Origin of the sequence: Pseudomonas syringae group sp. 247E2, assembly GCF_032587795.1 — a bacterium.
In the GTDB taxonomy this organism is placed as follows: domain Bacteria; phylum Pseudomonadota; class Gammaproteobacteria; order Pseudomonadales; family Pseudomonadaceae; genus Aquipseudomonas; species Aquipseudomonas amygdali.
This window is the reverse complement of sequence record NZ_JAWHPK010000015.1, coordinates 134,996-156,824: the sequence shown is the minus strand read 5'-3', so window position 1 is coordinate 156,824 and position 21,829 is coordinate 134,996. Positions and strand designations below refer to the sequence as shown.

General features: G+C 57.0%; 13 protein-coding genes. 4 read left to right on the top strand and 9 right to left on the bottom strand.

Annotated features, from left to right (window positions below):
• Nucleotides 1-44 precede the first annotated feature (44 nt).
• Both RYC18_RS15875 and RYC18_RS15870 read right to left on the bottom strand, forming a co-directional pair.
• Nucleotides 45-965: a sigma-54-dependent Fis family transcriptional regulator gene (locus RYC18_RS15875; protein WP_046832674.1), complete on the bottom strand. Its 921-nt coding sequence runs from the start codon at nucleotides 963-965 to the stop codon at nucleotides 45-47.
• A gap of 1,082 nt (nucleotides 966-2,047) precedes the next feature.
• Nucleotides 2,048-3,511 carry a transglycosylase SLT domain-containing protein gene (locus tag RYC18_RS15870; RefSeq protein WP_016980448.1) on the bottom strand — a complete coding sequence of 488 codons (1,464 nt, stop codon included), beginning with the start codon at nucleotides 3,509-3,511 and terminating at the stop codon, nucleotides 2,048-2,050.
• 219 nt (nucleotides 3,512-3,730) lie between these two features.
• On the opposite strand from RYC18_RS15870, the gene RYC18_RS15865 reads away from it, so the two are divergent.
• Nucleotides 3,731-8,875: an AvrE-family type 3 secretion system effector gene (locus RYC18_RS15865; protein ID WP_046832680.1), complete on the top strand. Its 5,145-nt coding sequence runs from the start codon at nucleotides 3,731-3,733 to the stop codon at nucleotides 8,873-8,875.
• Nucleotides 8,876-8,924: 49 nt separating this feature from the next.
• Here the strand turns inward: RYC18_RS15865 and RYC18_RS15860 are convergent, their stop codons facing one another.
• From RYC18_RS15860 to RYC18_RS15850, 3 genes are all read right to left on the bottom strand, one after another.
• Entirely contained in the window at nucleotides 8,925-9,314 is a 390-nt protein-coding gene (locus RYC18_RS15860) for a type III secretion system chaperone (RefSeq protein WP_016980449.1), read from the bottom strand.
• Nucleotides 9,315-9,391: 77 nt separating this feature from the next.
• A complete protein-coding gene (locus tag RYC18_RS15855; RefSeq protein ID WP_316886470.1) occupies nucleotides 9,392-11,626 on the bottom strand; it encodes a restriction endonuclease in 2,235 nt (744 codons plus the stop codon).
• Nucleotides 11,623-12,117, bottom strand: a complete 495-nt coding sequence (locus RYC18_RS15850) for a CesT family type III secretion system chaperone (protein WP_117140306.1) — start codon at nucleotides 12,115-12,117, stop codon at nucleotides 11,623-11,625. Before RYC18_RS15850 ends, RYC18_RS15855 begins: the two co-directional genes overlap by 4 nt.
• Nucleotides 12,118-12,420: 303 nt before the next feature.
• Between RYC18_RS15850 and RYC18_RS15845 the strand changes: the two genes are divergently transcribed.
• The gene (locus RYC18_RS15845; RefSeq protein WP_117140305.1) at nucleotides 12,421-13,701 is read left to right on the top strand and encodes a pectate lyase; all 1,281 of its coding nucleotides are present in this window, start codon (nucleotides 12,421-12,423) and stop codon (nucleotides 13,699-13,701) included.
• 86 nt (nucleotides 13,702-13,787) lie between these two features.
• Here RYC18_RS15845 and RYC18_RS15840 read toward each other — a convergent pair whose 3' ends face one another.
• The gene (locus tag RYC18_RS15840; RefSeq protein WP_316886469.1) at nucleotides 13,788-15,158 is read right to left on the bottom strand and encodes a type III effector; all 1,371 of its coding nucleotides are present in this window, start codon (nucleotides 15,156-15,158) and stop codon (nucleotides 13,788-13,790) included.
• Between the two features lie 460 nt (nucleotides 15,159-15,618).
• Here RYC18_RS15840 and RYC18_RS15835 point away from each other — a divergent pair, with 460 nt between their 5' ends.
• Nucleotides 15,619-16,563, top strand: coding sequence for a bestrophin family protein (locus RYC18_RS15835; RefSeq protein WP_316886468.1), 945 nt, complete (start codon nucleotides 15,619-15,621; stop codon nucleotides 16,561-16,563).
• 186 nt (nucleotides 16,564-16,749) lie between these two features.
• Here the strand turns inward: RYC18_RS15835 and RYC18_RS15830 are convergent, their stop codons facing one another.
• The 3 genes from RYC18_RS15830 to RYC18_RS15820 all read right to left on the bottom strand — a co-directional run bounded on the left by RYC18_RS15830 (nucleotide 16,750) and on the right by RYC18_RS15820 (nucleotide 20,793).
• Nucleotides 16,750-19,269, bottom strand: coding sequence for an ATP-binding protein (locus RYC18_RS15830; RefSeq protein WP_410478376.1), 2,520 nt, complete (start codon nucleotides 19,267-19,269; stop codon nucleotides 16,750-16,752).
• 336 nt (nucleotides 19,270-19,605) lie between these two features.
• Nucleotides 19,606-19,767: a hypothetical protein gene (locus RYC18_RS15825; protein WP_316886467.1), complete on the bottom strand. Its 162-nt coding sequence runs from the start codon at nucleotides 19,765-19,767 to the stop codon at nucleotides 19,606-19,608.
• 108 nt (nucleotides 19,768-19,875) lie between these two features.
• A complete protein-coding gene (locus RYC18_RS15820) occupies nucleotides 19,876-20,793 on the bottom strand; it encodes a LysR substrate-binding domain-containing protein (RefSeq protein WP_316886466.1) in 918 nt (305 codons plus the stop codon).
• Nucleotides 20,794-20,981: 188 nt separating this feature from the next.
• On the opposite strand from RYC18_RS15820, the gene RYC18_RS15815 reads away from it, so the two are divergent.
• Complete coding sequence (locus RYC18_RS15815; protein WP_004656170.1) at nucleotides 20,982-21,731, top strand: SDR family NAD(P)-dependent oxidoreductase; 750 nt, start codon at nucleotides 20,982-20,984, stop codon at nucleotides 21,729-21,731.
• Nucleotides 21,732-21,829 lie beyond the last annotated feature (98 nt).

The window sequence follows — 21,829 nt, the reverse complement described above, 5'->3', positions numbered from 1 at the left end:
ACTCCCGAGACATCAGCTTTTTGGACTCCAGCCGTTGCTGCGATCTATGCAGCAACTCCCAACTCCTTCATGCGGTGGTAAAGCGTACGTCTAGGCAGTTCGAGCTCCTGAAGCACGGCGTCGACATTGTGTCGATGCCGTTTCAACGCATCCTGAATAAGCATCTTTTCGATCACGCGCATCTGCATGCGCAGACCTGTCACCGGATCGCGCGCATCCATTGGCTCGGCCCCCAGCAGCGGGAACCCCAATACAAACCGCTTGGCTGCGGATTTCAGTTCGCGCACGTTGCCCGGCCAGTCATGGCTGAGCAGGATCTGCACACGACCGTTGTCCAGTACAGGAACGGGACGTTGGAACTCAGCGGCAATCTCCTGGGTGAACTGGTCGAACAATGGCAGGATCTGTTCGCGACGTTTGCGCAAGGCTGGCAAGTGAAGCGTCAGCACGTTGAGCCGAAAAAACAGGTCGCGACGAAAAAGTCCTTGTTCCACCAGTTCATCCAGAGGGCGCTGGGCGGAAGCAATCACGCGCAGATCCAGTGGAATGAATTCGGTTGAGCCCAGCCGCTCGACCCCCCGGCTCTCCAGCACGCGAAGTAACTTGGCCTGGAGGCTAAGCGGCATACTGTCGATTTCATCGAGGTAAAGCGTGCCGCCGCTGGACGCTTCGATGTAGCCCTCGCGAGCGCGGCAGACACCGGTAAATGCGCCATTGACGACACCGAATAATTGGCTTTCTGCCAACGATTCGGGGATGGCGGCGCAGTTCATGCCGACAAAGGGCCCGGACCTGCTGGACAGCTCATGAATGCGATTGGCCAGGGTGTCTTTACCCGTCCCGGTTTCCCCGCACAGCAGTAAGTCCATATCCAGAAACGCGCTGTTCATTGCAATTTGATGACCAGCGGATAATGCAGTTACGTCCCAACACGCTCGGACGTCCTTATCAATGTCTGTGCTCATCGATCACTCTCACTGTGGGTGGCAAGCGGATTATTAATACCACGTCTTACAAGGCATACATATAGTAATTTAGTTCCCCATGAAATGAGAAAAACCTCACAAAGTTGAGAATTATTATCATAGTAATATCGTCATATGAAGCACAACCCCAGCATAGAGCCAGACTGTTGGGATGATTAGCTTAATCTATCGATACTGTAATCCGATCAAGCGCTTACTGCTCAAAAAAACGTTAAAACCCCCGGCTTCCGGGGAGTCAACCGCACTGCCCCGTCTTGGACCCTGGCAAAAAACCATGTAAGCACACGGTTTATTATTAAAAAAATTTCACAGAAAAGTCACTCAACTCATAAAAATAAATTTAACGTTATAGGCCGTTTTACAAGCGCTCATTTAATAACGGGCTGAAAGAAATTAAAACGGGAAACACATACTCAAGCCGTCCCCTTTCAAGGAAAGTAAACGTAACAAACTACCCGACCAAAATGAAAAGTTCGACAGTGAAACTTAACTTACTGATGGGGAACGGAAGATGTTACACGTAACGCTCGACAGGGTGACTCATGGGTTTTCATACATTCGGTTTTCCGAACGCCGCTCACCCTTGGCATGGAGGGTTACAAAATCCTCCCGGTTTTTGGGCTCGAAACGAGATAGCTTTTTGCCACCCACCCATTCGGCTATCCGAACGGGTGGGTTTCATAGCATGCGGGCTCAAAATCTGATCGAAGAGATAGTTAACTGAAAGGATTCAGTGTAGGACAATCCGTCAATCGCAAGCTGTCGCCACGCCAAAGGCGATGACCATAACGAACGGTGATACCTCGTCATCACGGAAGAATGTTTCTAAATGTGTGTAAGCACTTGCTTACAAAACTTTACAAAAGTTCAGCAAAAATAGTCGGCGAGCGTAAAAAGTTCATGGCTACCTGCCGCGAACGAGAACAAAAACAAGGACGTATCAGCGTTGAAATATTGCGTCTTAACGGCGAGTCACACCGAAACGCCAACAAGAAAAAGCACCAAATAAGGGCATTTTTCAGGTGATTTTGCTAGACATCCGGCTTTAAAACCGCAGGTTATTAGCGTGAACCGCTGGCATAGACCACGATACGCGGGCCGCTTGGCAGCTCGCGCGGACCCGTACGATCCTCGATATCATCACGTCTGCGAGGCGACGAGCGGTCATCTACGTAGCGTCCGGCGTGTACCACGCTAGGTACCGATAATGCCTCCCTTGCCGGTGTCCGCGGGGTCATCGGCGGCTCTTTATGCTCGACAGCCGGTACCAAGGGTGGTGTTTGCGGCGCAGAAGACTGCTCTGCTACCCGCATGGGTTCCACTGGGTTGGGCACAGGTGCCCGTTCAGCTACCTCAACCGGCTGCGCTGGCCTGGGCACCGGCGTTCGCTCGACCACCCTCACCGGCTGTGCCGTCTGGGGTAATGCCAAGTGTTCGACCACAGGCTTATCAATGCGCTGAGGGGTGCCCATAGTCACAGGAGATTCCCCGGTTATTCGCGCGATACCGGCTGTCAGCACTTGCTTCTGAGTCTTGGGCAACAGCAACCGCCCTGGTCCATCTGGCGTTTTTTTGCGCAGAAACGCCGAGTTGAGTCTCAGCAACTGGCCCTCATCCACACCCGCAGTGGCTGCAAGCTGGGTCAGGTCTACTGCATGGTTGAGTTCGACCACGTCGAAATATGGCGTATTGGCGACAGGGGTGAGTTTTACACCATAGGTAGCGGCGTTGCGCACGATCAGCGAGAGCGCCAGCAGCCTGGGCACGTAATCCTGGGTTTCCTTGGGCAAATTCAGGTGCCAGTAATCAACAGGCAGTCCGCGCCGCCGATTGGCCTCGATCGCCCGGCCGACAGTGCCTTCGCCCGAGTTGTAGGCCGCCAGTGCCAGCAGCCAGTCATTATTGAACTGATCATGCAGGCGGGTCAGGTAATCCATCGCTGCCTTGCTGGAGGCCACCACGTCACGGCGAGCGTCGTACGTAGCGCTTTGATAAAGATTGAAGCTGCGCCCGGTAGAAGGCATGAATTGCCACAGGCCAGCCGCCGCAGCCGGTGAATTGGCCATCGGGTTGTAGGAGCTTTCGATCATTGGCAACAGCGCCAGCTCCAACGGCATGTTGCGCTCGTCCAGGCGCTCGACAATAAAATGCAGATAGGGGCTGGCCCGGACACTTGCCCCACTGATAAACCCACGATTGCTCAGCAGCCAATCGCGCTGGCGAGCGATACGCTCATTCATACCCTGGCCATCGGCCAGCCTGCTGCGTTGCGCAACGCGCTGCCACACGTCCTCGCCGTTATAGACGGGCAAATCGGAAATTTTCTCTGCCGCCCGCGCACCTTCCTGATCATCTCCCCCCCAGTAGACCAGGCCCGTAACCAGACGCGGATTGCGTTCCTGCCGGGGTGCTGAATAGTCCACAGACTGACAACCCACACACAGCGAGCCCAGTGCGAGCACAGCAATTTGAATAGCGCGAGCCAGCAAGCGGGGGCTCGATACGATGGAGGCAACGGCGGGCATGGGGAGAATGTCCTGAACGTGTCCATCCTACGTGGCACGTTCACCGTTACGGTTCCCTTTTGAAACCGATATCAGCCGCGCAATGCATCTTGCTGAATCATTTCAGCCATAAGTATTTGCGATGGAACCCGCCGTTATCAGGTGCCACTCAGCCAATGAAGGAATTTTCAAGCTTTGCATCAGGCTGCCATCAGTGGCACATGGACAGGGAGATTCACCGTGCATTCATCATCGATCCACCGCAACACCGGAGGCATCATTCAGCCGACAGTCCCGGCAAACACGAACGCTGCAACTGATCTACAGCAAAAAACCGAACAACCCAAACAACGCTCCTCGCACTCACTGAGCAGTGTCGGCAAGCGAGCGCTGAAGAACGTCAGCAAACTGTTCCAGAAATCCAAGGCACCGCAGCAGAAAGCGGCCACGCCTCCCACCGTAAAAAACGTCAAGCCTTCACAGCCCACTTCAAATGCGAAGACAGCCAAAAATAAAGCGCCTGTATCTCAGTTATCGAGCAATAGTCTTGATGACCTGGACGATACGCGCCAGCCAGTGACGCGTGCGGGGCATAGCGGCGCCAGCACTTCCGGCACCAAAGCCCAAGACCCGGACGAGCCGGCTACTATCCAGAGTTCTCGGCAATCGATGATGACGCGCAGCAACGGAGGCCGTTTCGAGCTGAAAGACGAAAAACTGGTTCGCAACTCAGAGCCACAAGGCAGCATTCAACTGGACGCCAAGGGAAAGCCTGATTTCTCCACGTTCAATACTCCCGGCCTGGCTCCATTGCTGGATTCCATTCTCGCCACCCCCAGGCAAACCTACCTGGCCCATCAAAGCAAAGACGGCGTTCACGGCCATCAGTTGCTACAGGCCAACGGGCACCTGCTGCACCTGGCGCAGGACGACAGTTCGCTAGCCTTGATCCGCAGCAGCAAAGAAGCACTGCATATAGAAGGAAAGAAACCGCCAGCGGTGAAACTGGAGCGTGAAGACGGCAACATTCACATCGACACCGCCAGCGGACGCAAGACTCAAGAGTTACCCGGCAAGGCGCACATCGCTCACATCACCGGCGTGCTTCTCAGGCACGACGGCGAGCGTATGCGTGTGCATGAAGACCGGCTCTATCAGTTCGACCCGCTCAGTGCTCGCTGGAAAGCGCCTGAAGGCACGGAGGACATTGCTTTCAATAGTCTGGCCACAGGCGGCAACGGCTCGGTCTATGCGAAAAGCGACGATGTGGTAGTCGACCTCACGAGCCCTTTCATGCCGCACATCGAAGTCAAGGATCTGCAGTCATTTTCGGTGGCACCGGACAACAGAGCGGCATTGCTCAGCGGCAAGGAGACTCAGGCGATCCTGCTCACAGACATGAGCCCGGTGATTGGCGATCTGACCGAGAAGAAAACAAAAGCGCTTGAACTCGATGGCGGCAAGGCGCAAGCAGCTGCGGTCGGCCTGAGCGACAACAAGCTGTTCATAGCAGACACCCAAGGCAGACTTTACAGCGCGGACCGTAGTGCATTTGAAAGCAATGACCCGCAATTGAAGCTGACGCCCGATCAGGCAAACTTTCAACTGGCAGGCCTGCCGCTGGGTGGCCACGACAGCGTCACCGGATTCATCAATGGGGATGACGGCCGTGTGCATGCATTGATCAAAAACCGCCAGGGCGAGATTCACTCCCACGCGCTCAATGAGCAGGATTCAAAACTGGAAAGCGGCTGGAACCTGACCAATGCTCTGGTACTGAGCAACAATCGCGGGCTGAGCATGCCCCCGGCACCCACCGCCGCTGACCGGCTCAACCTTGATCGTGCGGGTCTGGTTGGCCTGAGCGAAGGACGCATTCAGCGCTGGGACGCGACGCCCGAATGCTGGAAAGACGCCGGTATAAAAGATATTGAGCGCCTGCAACGCGGTGCCGACAGCAACGCCTATGTGCTCAAGGGCGGCAAACTGCACGCGCTCAAGGTGACTCCTGAACACCCCAACATGGCCTTTGACCACAACACAGCGCTGGCCCAGACCGCGCGCTCGACAACAGTCGAGATGGGCAAGGAAATCGAAGGCCTCGACGACCGAGTGATCACAGCCTTTGCAATGGTCAGCAACAAATGCTTCGTCGCCCTTGATGACCAGAACAAGCTGACCGCCCACAGCAAGGATCACAAACCCTTCACTCTCGATATCCCCGGCCTGGAGGGCGATATCAAGAGCCTTGCTCTGGATGAAAAACAGAACCTTCATGCGCTCACCAGTACCGGCGGGCTTTATTGCCTGCCCAAGGAAGCTTGGCAATCGACAAAGCTGGGGGATCAGATGCGCGCCCGCTGGACGCCGGTTGCCCTACCTGGGGGTCAGCCGGTCAAGGCACTTTTCGCCAATGACGACAACGTGCTCAGCGCCCAGATCGAAGACGCCGAGGGCCAGGGTCTGATGCGGCTCAGTGCAGGCAAATGGCAAGCTTTCGAGCAGCGCCCGGTAGAAGAAAACGGTTTGAATGACGTGCACTCGCGAATCACGGGATCGAACAAGACCTGGCGAATTCCAAAAACCGGGCTGACGCTCAGAATGGACATCAATGCATTCGGGCGCAGCGGTGTGGAGAAATCCAAAAAAGCCAGCACCCGCGAATTCATACGCGCCAACGTCTACAAAAACACCGCAGAAGTGCCCCGCTGGATGAAGAACGTTGGCAACAGTATTCAACATCGCCACCACGGTCGTCTGGGTCTGAATGAGGTTTATGAAACCGAGTCCATGCTGTTCAAGCAGTTGGAGCTGATCAATGAGTCCGGCGGCAGGCCACCAGCCCCGGGCAAGGATTTGAAAGCGCGCATTGCCGCACTGGAATCAAAACTGGGGCCTCAAGGCGCTACGCTGGTCAAGGAACTGGAAACCCTGCGCGAAGAGCTGGAAAATCACAGCTATACGGCGCTGATGTCTATCGGCCAAAGCTATGGCAAGGTGAAAAACCTCAGGCAACAAGATGGCATTCTCAACCAGCACGGTGAGTTGGCCAAGCCGTCGGTGCGCACTCAGTTCGGCAAGAAACTCGCTGAGCTGGGCACAAAGCTCAACTTCAAAAGCTCTGGACATGACCTGGTCAAGGAGCTTCAGGACGCCTTGACTCAAGTTGCTCCGTCTGCTGAAAACCCCACCAAAAAGTTACTCGGCACGCTGAAGTATCAAGGGCTGAAACTCAGCCACCAGAAAGCCGATGTACCCTTGGGGCAGCGCCGCGATGCCAGTGAGGAGCATGGCCTGAGTAAAGCGCGTCTGGCGCTGGATCTGGTCACGCTGAAAAGCCTCGGCGCGCTGCTCGACGAGGTCGAACAGCTACCGCCGCAAGCCGACATAGATCCGTTACAAAACAAACTGGCGACGCTACGTGATGTGACTTACGGCGAAAACCCGGTCAAGGTGGTTACAGACATGGGCTTTACCGATAACAAAGCGCTGGAAAGCGGTTATGAAGCGGTCAAGACATTCCTCAAATCGTTCAAAAAAGCTGACCATGCCGTGAGCGTCAACATGCGCGCAGCCACAGGCAGCAAGGACCAGGCGGAGCTGGCCGGGAAATTCAAAAGCATGCTCAAGCAACTGGAGCATGGCGACGACGAAATCGGGCTGCAACGCAGTTACGGACTGAACCTTACCACCCCGTTCATCATTCTTGCCGACAAGTCCACAGGACTATGGCCAACGGCAGGCACCACCGGCAACCGTAACTACATACTCAATGCCGAGCGTTGCGAGGGCGGCGTTACCCTGTATCTGATCAGCGAAGGTGCGGGAAACGTAAGCGGTGGCTTCGGTGCCGGCAAAGACTACTGGCCGGGCTTTTTTGACGAAAACCATCCTGCTCGTAGTGTCGACGTCGGTAACAACCGCACGTTGACCCCCAACTTTCGCCTGGGCGTGGACGTGACAGCCACCGTCGCCGCCAGCCAACGTGCCGGCGTGGTCTTCAACGTTCCGGATGAAGACATCGACGCATTCGTCGACGACCTGTTTGAAGGCAAGCTGAATCCATTGCAGGTGCTTAAGAAGGCAGTAGACCATGAGACCTACGAGGCTCGGCGATTCAACTTCGACCTCACGGCGGGCGGAACTGCCGATCTACGCGCAGGGATAAATCTGACCGAAAACAGAGACCCGGATGCCGATCCCAATAGCGATTCGTTCTCTGCGGTGGTACGCGGCGGATTTGCGGCGAACATCACCGTTAACCTGATGACCTACACCGATTACTCGTTGACCCAGAAAAACGACAAGACCGAGTTGCGCGAAGGCGGCAAGAACCGCCCGCGTTTTCTCAACAACGCAACGCTTGGCGGGCAGCTTCGAGGTCAGATCGGCGGCACCCACACGGCCCCCACAGGCACACCGGCCTCCGCCCCGGGACCGACGCCCGCGTCACAGACAGCCGCCAACAATCTGGGAGTAGCGGTCAATTTCAGCGTAGAGGACAGGACTGTCAAACGGGTCAAGTTTCGCTATAACGTCGCCAAGCCGATAACCACCGAAGGTTTGGGCAAGCTGTCTAAAAGCCTCGGCGAGGCATTCAAGGACAGCACGACCAAAGCAAAACTGGCCGAACTGGCCGACCCGCTGAATGCGCGTTACGCAGGCAAGAAACCGGATGAGGTTATTCAGGCGCACCTCGACGGCCTTGAAGAACTGTTTGCCGACACTCAATGGCAGAACGACAAGCAGTACAAAGCGCTTCGTGGTCTGAAACGCGGGGCGGTCGAGCATCGGGCATCAGTCAATAAGCACAGCGTGATGGATAACGCACGTTTTGAGACCAGCAAAACCAACCTCTCCGGCCTGAGCAGTGAAAGCATACTCACCAAAATCATGGGCTCAGTGCGTGAAGCGAGCGCCCCCGGCAATGCGGCCAGGGTTGCCGAGTTCATGCGCCAGGATCCGAAGCTCCGCGCCATGCTCAAGGATATGGAGGGCAGCATCGGGACGCTGGCGCGCGTAAGGCTGGAACCGAAGGACTCGCTGGTCGATAAAATCGACGAAGGTAGCCTGGACGGCACCATGACCCAAAGCGACCTCTCCGCCCTTCTGGGAGACCGCAACCAGATGCGCATCAAGCGCCTGGTGGTATTCCACACCGCGACTCAGGCTGAAAACTTCACCTCACCCACCCCCTTGGTCAGCTATAACAGCGGAGCGAATATGAGCGTCACTAAAACGCTGGGGCGCGTCAACTTCATTTATGGCGCAGACCAGGACAAACCGATTGGTTACACCTTTGACGGCGAGTTGTCGCGGCCATCGGCGTCGCTCAAGGAAGCGGCGAGCAAGTTGAAGCAAGAAGGGTTTGAACTGAAAAGCTGAAAACGCAAACAGTGGAAAAAAGCGCCGCTTTTACGCGGCGCTTTTTTATTCAAGCCTGTAGAAATGCGCGTGCCTCACGAGCCTGGGAAATGAAGCCGCGAGTCACGTCGCAGAACGCCGGCTCATCGAGCAATGCCAGTTCACGCTGGGCGCATAGACGTACATCGCCCTGATCGACAGCAAACCAGCAACCGTGCAAACGGGCGACGTCGAAGTTCAGGCTCAACAGGCGCTGTAGATCAGTGGAACGCTCCGGACAACGGCCTACTCGGCAATGAAAGACGACCATTTCGCTGTGCTCGGGCAATTCGATGACCGCCGCTTCGTTGTTCTGGCCGTCGTAAAGGGCGCATACGCCATTCTGCAAGGCCAGTGATGTACCGAGTTGGACGCCCAGAGCGTTGATGAAGCGTGCAAAATCGGGTGTCGGGTTTCTCATCGTTATAGTCCTTTAACGTTAAAGCAGTATGAATCAGCCGGACAGCAGACAGGTACGGACTGTGCCCGGCGTTGGAATCAACGCGGAGCGAGCAAGCCTTCTTCGAGCGCCCGCAACTGCTCGTCGTCAAGCGGAACGGAGGGTGCCGGCCTCTGCACTGTGGGGCTGGATGGCGGCGTTGGGGCCGTGTTCCGGAGCTCGTCGGCGGACCCGCGAGCTTCAGGCGGTTTTGCTGGCGTAAGCGCAGCGCGTGCTGACGACACGCCGTTCAGCGCACCGTCTGCCAACACTCGAACCGTGTCCACGGCCATCTGGGTTGGCAGCTGCAACGCGCCTCGTCCCATGTGATAAGCGCTTTCCATAGCCCTTGGAATACCGCTCAACGTGCTCGGCTGGAAGGTATGTGGCAGCGATGCCCTGTTCGGATGGCGGATGTTGTTCAAGGCTGTTTCGGTACGATCCAGCATCGGCGTTGCGCCCCCCATCCCCGCATCCTTCAACGCCTTGGCTTCGGCGGTGACAGACTGGTTGGCGTACAGCGTGGACAGGTAGGAAATCGAGCCCGTTGCGGCCAGAGCCATATTGCGCAGGATATTCCCCGCACTGAGCGTACCGCGCGCGCCTTCCGGCTGGGCTGTCACAGGCGGCAGTGCCGAGGTCAGCGCCGAGCTCTGAATACCCGATATTGCCTTGCTATAGAACGTGGTACGTACCGAGGCTTCGCGCAGGTCCATACCTTTGGCCAGATCCTTTTTCAGCTCTGTCTCGGCTCGGTCTGGCGTGAATACCGGAATTTTGCGCCCTGCGGGATCGACATACGTCGACTTCAACTGCAAAAGCGTTTGCGAACTGGCAGACACCGCCCCGCCAAAGCCGGATGCCAAGGCTCTTGCACTCAGCGTCTGACCATTGATCTGGTGTAAATCGTTGAGCATCTGGCGCACGGCCTGTGAACCACCAAAGGCACTGTAAGCCATCATTTCACCCACTGGATGGGTGGACGAACCCTGGACCTTCTTCTGATTCAGCACTGCGCGTTCGCCCTTGACGAACGCCTTGTCCTGAGCGATTTCCTCGGGCGTTTTTCTGATCAGCTCACCGTGCTCGCTTTTCAGTTCGAAGGGGTCAGGAATCACCGAATTGGTATCGATAGCCTTGAGTGGCACCATGTTCAGCCGTTCGTTCAGGCCAGTCTTCTGCAAAGTAGCCTGAAACACCGGTTTCACTACGCTGTTGACTGTCTCGTGGGCAATGCCCGCGACCATTCCGGTTATCGCCGCCTTGAGCATGCTGGCGTCGCTGCTGGTCTCAGGCACCTCCTCTCGCAGCTTGTCACTGGTGGACAAACGCACATAACCCAGGTGCGTCATTGACGACAGGAACTGTGGAACCGCAGCCGCGACAATCGGCCCGGCACCTTTCCAGCCGCCAACCGAGTTGCGGGCAGTGACAAGATCACTGACGACGGTGTCCAGTTGTGTGTGTGCGGCGACCGAAGCAAGGCGTTTGGCCTCTGGCGATTTGACGAAATCGGCGTGCAGGCCGACCAGAGTGGTTTTCGCATCAACCAGCGCCTGTCTGTTAGCGTGCAAAGCGTCCTTGGCGCCCTCTTCGGCACTTTGCAGGCTCACATCCAGTGCAGCGATGTGATCATCCAGCGACACGATGCCTTTGCTGAGCCCTTCGCCGATTGCCTTGCTCGCACGACCGGCGTACTCGCCAAGGGCTGTCTGACTGACGGCAAGAGTCGCCCGATCCTCGTTGGCATGCGGGCCTGTCTTGGTGGGCGTAGCGTCATGCATCAACTGAAAGTGCTCCAGTTGATCGGCGACCGATTGCGCGAAGCCCTTGATCAGTTGACCGACTTCGGCTTTGTCGGGGGCCTGACCCGGCTGGGTAAACTTGTCCAGCAGTTGTTGCAAGTCCGAACCATGAAACTGCTTCAGTTGATAGCGCTCAGGGGAGAGACGCTCGGCCATGACTTCAAAAGGCAGCTTTTCAGCTTGTAGCAAGCTGCCAATCAATAACGCGGCACGCGAGCTGATCATCGGCGCGCCGCTGACCGGAGCTGTCGCCTGCTCAGCCTTGAAGGCCTGCAAAAGCTGCGTGTGTCGCGCCGCAACATTCAGCCGCGCGGCACCGGTAGCCGAGCTTTCGGCTGCGTGCGGCCCTGCCTGATTGGGAGTCAGCGGCGGATTCATGCCTGGCGTCACTGCATTCGGGTGAGCGGTCTGGGCGGGAATCGCATCGGGCTGCTGGTTTATCCGGGCGAGCTCGATGCCGCCCGATCCACCGATTCGCGGAGTGTTCATTGAAACCTCCCTGAGGCCGATAGGCTCTCGCGTTTGGCTGCCGTGGCAACAGGCTGCTCAACCGGGGCACCTGCTGTTTTGACCTGCCCGATGAACCCATGCTCGCGCCACTCGTTCGCCAAATCAGCGAACGACTTCATCAACAGCAGCACGCCTTCGGCAGAGGCTCGCTCCAGGCTCACGGAACCCATGAGCAATACCCGACTGGTCTGAGCATTCCAGGAGAAAACCGGGCTATGGGCACCCGAGAACATATGAAAATTAATGTCCATCAACGCCAGCAATGCAGCGTCACGATTGCGTGTCGGCAACGCTCCCATGTCGCCGTAAATCAAAACAGCACGGCCCTCATCGCGATCCTGATACTGAAGTGTGAAGTCCACTTCGCTGATTTTGAAATTGGCAGACTCGTAAAAACGTTCAGGCGTGGAAATAAGGCTGAGCGCGCAGATTTCATTTATCAGGGTGTGGTACGGGTCATTATTGGTCATTTCACGGCCTCTGAGTGCGATATGAGACCACACCGTTTTTCTGTCGGTGTGTTCCGCACTGAGTCGAAGGTAAAGGCGTTTTGGTTCCGTGTGCTCGTCAAGCGCACCAGGGATGGCGTATTGAAAACATCGCCATCAATAGCGGCGAAACGGGAACCGCTCACCTCGCTTTGCCACTCACTTCGAGCAACATCTGGCGAATTCCTCGTCGACCTATAGAACTGACAGGGACGCGGCGACCGACGCTGGTAAATCCGGAAGACGACGCTGGTTCATATGTCCACCCCATCGAGGTAAAACATCATGAGCATCGGTATCACCCCCACACCCTACCAACCCACGTCAGCCGCGCTGGACTTCTCGGCGCTGAGTGAAAAAAGCCCGCAGACAAACACCTTCCACGATGAGAACGCCCCACAGGCCGTAGACGCTGGTGCCATGCTGTTCAACAGCGCCGCACCGAAAAACGTCAGTTTCGGGCAACCTGACAACAGCGTGCAGAGCCCGCAGGATGCCAACAACACAGCAAACCCCGAGTCCAACCTCATCAAGCTGTTCAGTGCATTGATTGTTTCACTGCTGCAGATGCTCATGAACCTTAATAAAAAACAGGACACAGATCAGGACTCGAGCGAGTGGCAGGACCCTTTTCAGAACAATGGCGGGCTCGGTACGCCTTCAACCGATAGCGGGGACAGCGGTGACGGCAGTACGCTAGCCGCAACGGGCGATGGCGGCGGCGATACACCCACTGCAACAGGTGATGGCGGTGGCGATACGCCGACTGCAACAGGCGGTGACGGCGGCGACAGCCCTGCACCCACTGCAACAGGTGGCAACACGCCTTCTGTCGAAGGCAGCAGCGAGAACGATGATGGCGTAACACCGCAAATCACACCGCAACTGGCCAACCCCAACCATACCTCAGGCACGGGTCCGGTTTCGGATACAGCGGGCGCCAACGACCAGGCAGGCAAGGTCATTGTGGTGAAAGACACCATCAAAGTCGCTGCCAACACAGTCTATGACGCACACGGCGCAACCTTCACCGCCGACAAGTCGATGGGTAACGGAGACCAGAGCGAAAACCAGAAGCCTTTGTTCGAACTGGCAGAAGGCGCCACCTTGAAAAACGCTAACCTGGGTGAGAACGAAGTGGATGGCATACACGTGAAAGCCAAGGACGCCCAGCAAGTCACCATCGATAACGTGCACGCCGAAAACGTCGGGGAGGACATGATCACCGTCAAGGGCGAGGGAGGCGCAAAGGTGACCAATCTGCAAATCAAAAACAGCAGTGCTGAAAACGCAGACGATAAGGTTGTCCAACTTAACGCGAACACTCATTTGAACATCGCTGGTTTCGAAGCCAACAATTTCGGAACGCTGGTTCGCACCAATGGTGAAAAGCAGTTTGATGACATGAATATCAAGCTGGACGGTGTAGACGCTAATCACGGCAAGTTCGCACTGGTAAAAAGCGACAGCGAAGACCTGCAGCTGGAGACCAGCAACATCGCCATGACCGATGTCAAACATGCCTATGATAAAACCAAGGCCTCGACCCAACACACAGAGCTTTGAATCCCAACCGGACAGCTGGAAAAAAGGGGTGGCCTCACTCGTTGAACCCACCCCTTTTTACCGTCTAATTGCAACTTACAGTTTGCTTACGACCGCCCAGGCTGAAACGGTGTTTCACTTGGAGACGCCGCAATACCACCCTCTTCGATATCCGCTTCACGAGCGGGACGATGACGCAGGTTATTGACCGTGTTGCGCAAGCTGGCACCGGTATTGACGAGCGCTTCCCCGCCTTTGTCTTTGACGGTTTTCGCCAGTTTTACGCTCTGGTCGGCGACATAGCCTGTCGTACTGGACGCAGTCGACTTCACCGTGTCCTGTATGAACGACTCGGCTTTTTTAACCGCAGGGTCAGTCGCCAGTGCAGCGGTGGTCCAGCCTGCGAAAACGCCTGCCGAACCCGCCAGGTTGGTCAACTGACTGACCGCAGCACTGGTCGCCGGATGGGTAATGTTTTTCGTCGCCATCTCCTGCAACTTGCCTACCCCTGCGAAACCGCCCGCCAAGGCAACACCGTTTTGTACCAGACTGGTTGCCGAGACCAGACTTCTCACCGCCTTGAGCCCGTCAGTCGCGATGTCCAGTGGCAGGCCGGCCATCCGCTTGCCAGCGTTAAGCGCCGCACCTGAGTAGCTGGCCGACTTGATCGCGTTGTAAGCATCGAGCCAGTCGGTTTCTTCATTCAGATCAGCCTTGGGCTCTTTATCCTTCAGGCCGAGCACGAATGCACCACCACGCAGGTGATCGCGCGACTGCACACTGAGCATGCGGTTGCCAAAGCCTGCGTTGGCAGCCAGACCACCCGCCGTCGACACGCTGATGTCAACAGCACTCTGGACTGCCGGTCTGGACGCCAGTGCCGGCGCCAATACCGTGCGTACTGCGTTGCGCGCCGAGTACGTTTGCACCGCAATCCCCATGTCCACAACCTGCCTGCCAAGCCCTGGCGAGTGGCGTTTCACGGAAGTAGCCATCGCATCATGGAGCCTGTCCGGCGAGGTGCTCAGATAATGCAGATCACCCGTCGCGCGATCCATCATCTTGGTGCCCACCTGGTCCATCGCTCCCGACAGCGCCCCGGAAATAAACGGGGTTAGCGGCTTGAGTGGAGCAGGTAGCCAATCGCCCTTGTTAATCGCCGGTTGCATGTACTGAAGCACCGAAGCCGCGGCAAATGGCGTGGCCCGTAACGCGCTTGATGCGGTAGTCGCCAATCGGTCGAACTTTTCCGCCTTGGCAAATGTTTCTCCGATGCTTGCACGGGTTTCGCCCTGCTCGCTCAAACGCCTGGCGCGTGCATCGATCAGCGCATCGATCTGCTCGTTATGAGCATGAATGGCAGCGTGGTCCTCCAATGAGTCGGTCAACGGCAATTTGTGTGCAGCGAACACATGATCCTTCAGGTAATCAGTAATCGCATGCAGATTGTCCTGCGCACCGGAGCTGACGGACCGCACAGAACTGGAAGCAAGAGACGCGTCAGACGCGGTTCGAAAGCTCTCCATCTCAATACCAGGCGGTTGTGGGGCGGATCGGTTGATGTGCATGGAAATTCCCTCTCGGTCTACGGAGTTTGAACAGCAAAACGCTGAGGCGGGCTTGTCCGGAACGAGTAGTTGCGCGAAAGCAATGCAGCGAAGTGTCGATCAAACAACGCCAGAAACAGCGAAACGTCCGGCTACCCGCCAATTGAACAGGATCGACAAAGGCTGTGTGGTCCCGGATCCGTTGACGGTTCCAGTGCATGACCTGTGCATGCCGAACTCAAAGGCTCCAGCCGAAACAGCACAGCAAACCGTGTTGAAGATTACGCACCTGGAAATTAAGCGGGCTTTAAGGCAAGCGGCGTAAGTTCGCGGCATAGCGTGTTCAATGAACATGCACAGCCTTTTTCCAACCCAGCAAGGGAGTGCCGTAATGACGGGTCTTTTCGAAAAAAAATGGCGGTGCATCAGCAGAACAGTGACCTATGTTGGCTGGTCGCTGTTCTGGCTTCTGCTCTGGGACCTGGCCGTGACCATGGATGTCATGCTGATCGAAGGCAAGGGCATCGATTTCCCGCTGATGCCTCTCACTCTGCTTTGCTCGGCATTGATCGTGCTGATCAGCTTTCGCAACACAAGTGCCTACAACCGCTGGTGGGAAGCGCGTACGTTGTGGGGCGCGATGGTCAATAGCTCACGCAGCTATGGCCGCCAGGTGATTACCTTGATTGAAGGTAATACCGATGATCGCAACAACCCGGTGAAAGAAGTGCTGTTTCATCGCCACGTGGCCTACCTGCGGGCACTGCGGGCCCATCTCAAAGGCGATGTCGGCACCGCAAAACTCGACGGACTGTTGTCGGACGCCGAAATTCGTCGGGCCTCTGATAGCAATAACTTTCCCAATGACATTCTGAACGGCTCGGCGGCCATCATCTCCGAAGAGTTTGCAGCGGGACGCATCGACAGCATTCGTCTGGCGCGACTGGAGTCGACCATGGTCGAACTGTCCAACTGCCAGGGCGGCATGGAACGCATCGCCAACACACCTCTGCCCTACCCGTACGTCTATTTTCCGAGGCTGTTCAGCACCTTGTTCTGCGTCATCATGCCACTGAGCATGGTAACCACCCTGGGCTGGTTCACCCCGGCGATATCCACAGTAGTCGGCTGCCTCCTACTGGCAATGGACCGTATCGGCACCGACCTGCAAGCGCCCTTCGGCAGCAGTCAGCACCGGATTCGCATGGAAGACTTGTGCAACACCATCGAAAAAAACCTGCGTTCGATGTTTAGTGCGCCGGAAAAGCAGCTGCTGTGGACAGGCTCGCAAAGCGAGGACGGTGATGCTTGGAAAGCGCATCGGCTGGCCGTTTGAGGGGCGGATATAAGCGCTAGCGGCCAACCCTGCAAATTTTCACAGCCCAAGGAGGTTTAGAGGCATAGCGTCGATGATCATCCCGTCGGCAGGTGTGAGGCCGTAGCCTGGGATGAGCGGCACATCATTGACTGCCAAAGCCGAGCTGACAGGAACGACGGCCTTCACCCCGTACTCTGGCGAAGGTCAGGGTGCCAAGCCATAAGCTTCTGACGCGGGGCCGCCGCCCTTGCCGTGAAGCGGGGCAAGGCATGCTGCAAGTTCGCTTTTGCGAAACGGCTTTGTGAGCCGCGGAAGATCCGGATCAAGGCCCTCACGTTCGGCATACCCGGAGACCAGAAGGACCGCGGTTCCAGGCCTTGAGGAGCGGACCACCCGGGCCAGATCGGTCCCGTTGATACCCGGCATGAGGTGGTCAGTGATCAGCAGATCAAATGCCTGCCCGTTGGCTATCAGTTGCATGGCCTCTTCACCTGACCCGGCCTCGATCACGCGGTAACCCAGCTCGGCCAGCATGTAACAGGTGCTTGCCCGTACCAGTTCCTCATCGTCGACCAGCAGCGCGATCCCGCGCGTCAATAGCGGCTCTGACGCCTCGACAATGTGCAAAGCCGCTGCTGGCACGGCCATGCTGCGCGGCAACCACAGCTCCACTTTCGTCCCGAAACCTGGCGAACTCTGAATCGTGAGAGCACCGTTCAATTGTGATGCCAGCCCATGCACCATCGAAAGACCCAGACCAGTCCCTTTGCCGACACCCTTTGTGGAGAAGAATGGCTCCACCGCTCGGCCAAGCGTGGCAGCGTCCATGCCAGTGCCCGTATCTGCGACGGTTAAACAGAGGTATTCGCCTTTCGGCAGCTTCGAACGATGCCCATCGCCGACCAGCACCGTGCCGGCAGATATGCACAGCGTGCCGCCCCCGATCATCGCGTCACGCGCGTTCACGGAAAGGTTGAGAACAGCCATCTCCAGCTGGTTTTGATCGGCAATGGCAGCGGGCAGATTCTCTGGAGCGTCGACGACCACTTTGATCTTCGGCCCGGCCGTTCTGGCCACCAGATCGCCCATATCGCTCAGCAATTTGGCCACATCGACCGGAACCGTCTGCAACGGCTGACGGCGCGCGAAGGCCAGCAGTCTCTGTACCAGCGTCTTGGCACGCTCCGCCGATTGCATTGCGCCCGAGATGAGACGTTGCTCTCGATCGCCACCCACGCCACGTCGCAGAAGCAGATCGAGCGTGCCCACAATGGGCGTGAGCAGGTTATTGAAGTCATGCGCAACGCCGCCGGTAAGCTGCCCCATCGCTTCCATCTTCTGGCTCTGGCGCAGCGTCTGCTGGACCTCCTCGCGCTCGGCGATGGCCTGGACAATTCGCCTTTCAAGGGTGTCGTTAAGCTCCCTCAACTCCTCCTCGGCGGCCTTGCGAGCAGTGATTTCGATTGCGGTGCCGGTGACGCGCAAACAGACACCGGCTGCATTGAACACCCCGCGCCCCTTTGCCGCGATCCAGCGAACGACGCCGTCCTCTCGGCCAACCGTGCGGTAGTCGACCTCGTAGAGCGCGCGACGCTCTGGATCTGCGGCCGCCAGGAAGGCGTCGATCGTCGCATCACGATCCTCAGGGTGCAAACCATCATAAAAATCTTGCAACGTGACTTTCACGTTAGCCGAGATGCCGAACATCGCCTTGGTTTGTGAAGGCCAAACCAGCGTGTCATGAACCAAATCCACGTCCCAGAAACCCACATCGGCGTGGTCGACGGCAAGACGCAATCTCGACTCGCTGATACGGATCGCGGAATCCGTTCGTGCACGGTGAACAATCAGTCCGACCGTATGAGCCACGAAGTTGATGATCTCAATATCCGCTGGCAATGGCTCACGCAGCTCACGGTGGTACAGGACGAACGCACCGAGCAGTGCGCCCTGCGCCGAACGGATAGGAACCGACCAGCAGACGAGCAGCCCATGTCCGACGGCCAGATCACGAAACTCGCTCCAGCGTGGGTCGATCATGATGTCGGCCACTGCCATTAATGCGCTCTGATAGCACAGGAACGGGGCGACAGCAATGGCTTTGAGAGCGTCAGTGTAAGCGTCAGGCAGACTCGGGCCGGCACAATGCTCCACGTGCTCCATGTCTTCATCCAGGAGCACGATGCTCCCCACGAATCCCGACGTTGACAGCGCTTCCACTTCGCGGACGATTGCATCCAGGGTAACGTTCAGGGTTGTTACTTCTACAGCCAGCTCCAGGATTCGATTCTGAGTGGTCCTTAGTGCCGCCCCGCGATTGCGTGCCTGGGTCAGGCGCGCATTCTCGATTGCGATGGTTGCCAGTCGCGCCAGACTTTCCAACAGTTTGATCGTATCGGGATCATGATCGCGAACATCGGACCAGTAAGCGCCAAGCGCCGAGAACGGAACAGGTCTACCGATGGGCACCATCACGAGGCTTCGGACAAAGGTCGGCGCGTAAGCGTCCTGCGGGATGCGTGGATCGAGCCAAACGTCACGGATCGCAACCGTCTCACCATGACGCATCGTCCAACCAGATACACAATGGTCAATCAGGAAGCTCTGTCCTTGCCAAAGGGGAGAGACCGCATCTTCGGCTACATAAGAACAGCGGCCTTCATTTTCAATGACGACCGCAATGCCCTCCGCGCCTACCGCAGCGCGCGCCGTGTCCCTCAACACAGCGACGACCTCCTCCACCGAGGCCGCACAGGTCAGTCTCTCGCTGGCACTCAGCATATGAGACAGGCGGTCATCACCGATCAGATCCTTGGGGACATTAAGCAAACGGATCTCCCAACGGCCGCAGAATCCTGTTCCGCGGCGTGGTTCAAATTGAAGGAGTAAAAGAGAGACTGAAGCGCGCCTCTCTTTTCACAATTGTCGAATTTCAGTCTCTCAGAAAAACGATTATCAAGCATCACCGCTGCGGTATTTTGCGACCGGTAGCACTTAGCCATGATTTTTTTCCCCGCGAAGGGCAGCTTTGGGCCGGCTGTGTTGAAAAAACTGGTTTTCTCAAACGGGCTGATCATTGGTCGACGACTTATTCAACAGAATCGGTAAAAACTGTCTTTCGCAGGCGCGATCTTGTTGCACAAAGAGTCTTGCAATGGCGGCACCGATGCCTTGAGCCGCGCCGGTAACGACTGCGGTCCTGGAAACCAGTTTATTTTCCATAAATGATGACATCTCCATGGTGAGGCTTATTCAGACCGCATGAGAATGAGGCCATGCCCTATGCCATGCTCACGCTTGGCAAAGAGGCTAAAACATAAGCGGGGCGGCTCAAAACACAAACCCCTGCCCTAACTCATTCTCCATCCATTCAAGAAATCTTCTGACTCTGGGGAAGCCGGAATGGGCCTTGGGAAAGACCAGATGATGCGCTGCAACCGGTGCAGTCAATTCTTGAGGCGCAACTTCGATCAGTTCGCCAGTGCCCAGATACTTTTGCGCCAGCAAGGTGCTTTCCAGCGAAAAACCCAAGCCGTGACTGGCGGCTTCCAGCGTCATGTACGAGCGGTCGAAACTCAGCGCATAAGGCTTTTCCGGGCGAGCCAGTCCATGCCGGGCAAACCATTCGGGCCATTTGAGCAACGTGGCTTCGGAGAGAATCAATTCGCGGTCGAGCAAATCCGCTGCGCTGTGCACCGGGCGACGCGCCAGCAGTTGCGGAGACGCCAGCACAGCGAATTTCTCGTCACGCAGGGTGCGCACTTCGTAGCTCGGCCAGTTTGGCCTGCCATGACGGATATCGACATCGATCTTGTCCCGGCTGAAATGCAGTGACTCATAAGAGCACGACAGGTTGATCTGGATATGCGGGTGGCTTACCCGAAACGCCTCCAGCCTCGGCATTAGCCAGAGCAGCCCGAAACTGGGCGCTGAATGCAGGCGCAAGCAATCGAGACTGACATCGCTTGCCGCACGTTCGGTCGCGACGGCAAGGCTGTGCAACACCCCCGAGACATCTTTCAGATACTGCTCGCCGACCGGCGTGAGCGTGACACCGCGCGCGGCCCGGACGAACAATTGCCGTCCGATCAAAGCCTCCAGTCTGGCCAGTTGGTGACTAACTGCCGAGGGTGTCAGGTCCAGGACCTCGGCTGCTCTGGCCAGATTGCCGAAGCGGGCAGTCTGTTCGAAGGCCTGAAGCGCTTTCAGCGGTGGCAGGCTCAGAGGTGCATCGTCATCAGGCTGCATGAACACTCCGATGTGTCCGATTATTCGAGTTTCATGCATTCAACCACTGGTATTGCGGATTGACGAGAGGTGAATTTTTTTCAGCACCCAGTGATTTTTGCGGCATTGCTCAGAACCGGCACCGGGAACACTCTGAAGTCATCGATCACCCGAATCGAACCCAACAACAATAATCAGAGGTATCCCTCATGCTTCTTCAAGGCAAAATCGCAGTCATCACCGGCGCGGCGTCGGAGCGCGGTATCGGTCGCGCAACCGCGGTCACGTTCGCCCGCCATGGTGCACGCGTGGTCATTATCGATCTGGACGAATCCGCTGCACGCGATGCCGCTGCCGCGTTGGGTGAAGGCCACTTGGGCCTGGCAGCCAACGTCGCCGATGAAAAACAGGTTCACGAAGCCGTCAGCAAAATCATCGCGCACTACGGTCGCATTGACATTCTGGTGAATAACGCGGGTATCACACAGCCCATCAAGACTCTGGACATCCGCCCTGGCGATTACGACAAGGTGCTCGACGTCAGCCTGCGCGGCACTCTGCTCATGTCGCAAGCGGTGATCCCGACCATGCGCGCCCAATCCTCGGGCAGCATCGTCTGCATGTCTTCGGTTTCCGCCCAGCGTGGCGGAGGCATTTTCGGTGGCCCTCACTACAGCGCAGCGAAAGCCGGCGTGCTGGGGCTGGGCAAGGCGATGGCACGTGAATTCGGGCCTGATCAGGTGCGTGTCAATTCCATCGCCCCCGGTCTGATTCATACCGATATCACCGGCGGTCTGATGCAGGATGAGCGACGCCACGCGATCATCGACGGCATTCCGCTAGGCCGCCTGGGCGCAGCGCAGGACGTGGCCAATGCCGCGCTGTTTCTGGCCAGCGACCTGTCGTCCTATCTCACCGGTATCACGCTGGATGTGAACGGCGGCATGCTGATTCACTGACCGCGTGTGGACGGGCTGGCAAACAGCCCGTGTTTGTTCTGGATCGACGATACGCCGGGCGAATGCCTGGCGGTCTATAAAAACAAGAGATCAGACCA

What these genes read in the sequence shown, in the direction of transcription:
- RYC18_RS15820 (WP_316886466.1), bottom strand. Translation starts at nt 20,793, where the DNA reads ATGCAGCCTGATGACGATGCACCTCTGAGCCTGCCACCGCTGAAAGCG.
- RYC18_RS15850 (WP_117140306.1), bottom strand. Translation starts at nt 12,117, where the DNA reads ATGACCAATAATGACCCGTACCACACCCTGATAAATGAAATCTGCGCG.
- RYC18_RS15875 (WP_046832674.1), bottom strand. Translation starts at nt 965, where the DNA reads ATGAGCACAGACATTGATAAGGACGTCCGAGCGTGTTGGGACGTAACT.
- RYC18_RS15825 (WP_316886467.1), bottom strand. Translation starts at nt 19,767, where the DNA reads ATGGAAAATAAACTGGTTTCCAGGACCGCAGTCGTTACCGGCGCGGCT.
- RYC18_RS15860 (WP_016980449.1), bottom strand. Translation starts at nt 9,314, where the DNA reads ATGAGAAACCCGACACCCGATTTTGCACGCTTCATCAACGCTCTGGGC.
- RYC18_RS15870 (WP_016980448.1), bottom strand. Translation starts at nt 3,511, where the DNA reads ATGCCCGCCGTTGCCTCCATCGTATCGAGCCCCCGCTTGCTGGCTCGC.
- RYC18_RS15815 (WP_004656170.1), top strand. Translation starts at nt 20,982, where the DNA reads ATGCTTCTTCAAGGCAAAATCGCAGTCATCACCGGCGCGGCGTCGGAG.
- RYC18_RS15855 (WP_316886470.1), bottom strand. Translation starts at nt 11,626, where the DNA reads ATGAACACTCCGCGAATCGGTGGATCGGGCGGCATCGAGCTCGCCCGG.
- RYC18_RS15845 (WP_117140305.1), top strand. Translation starts at nt 12,421, where the DNA reads ATGAGCATCGGTATCACCCCCACACCCTACCAACCCACGTCAGCCGCG.
- RYC18_RS15835 (WP_316886468.1), top strand. Translation starts at nt 15,619, where the DNA reads ATGACGGGTCTTTTCGAAAAAAAATGGCGGTGCATCAGCAGAACAGTG.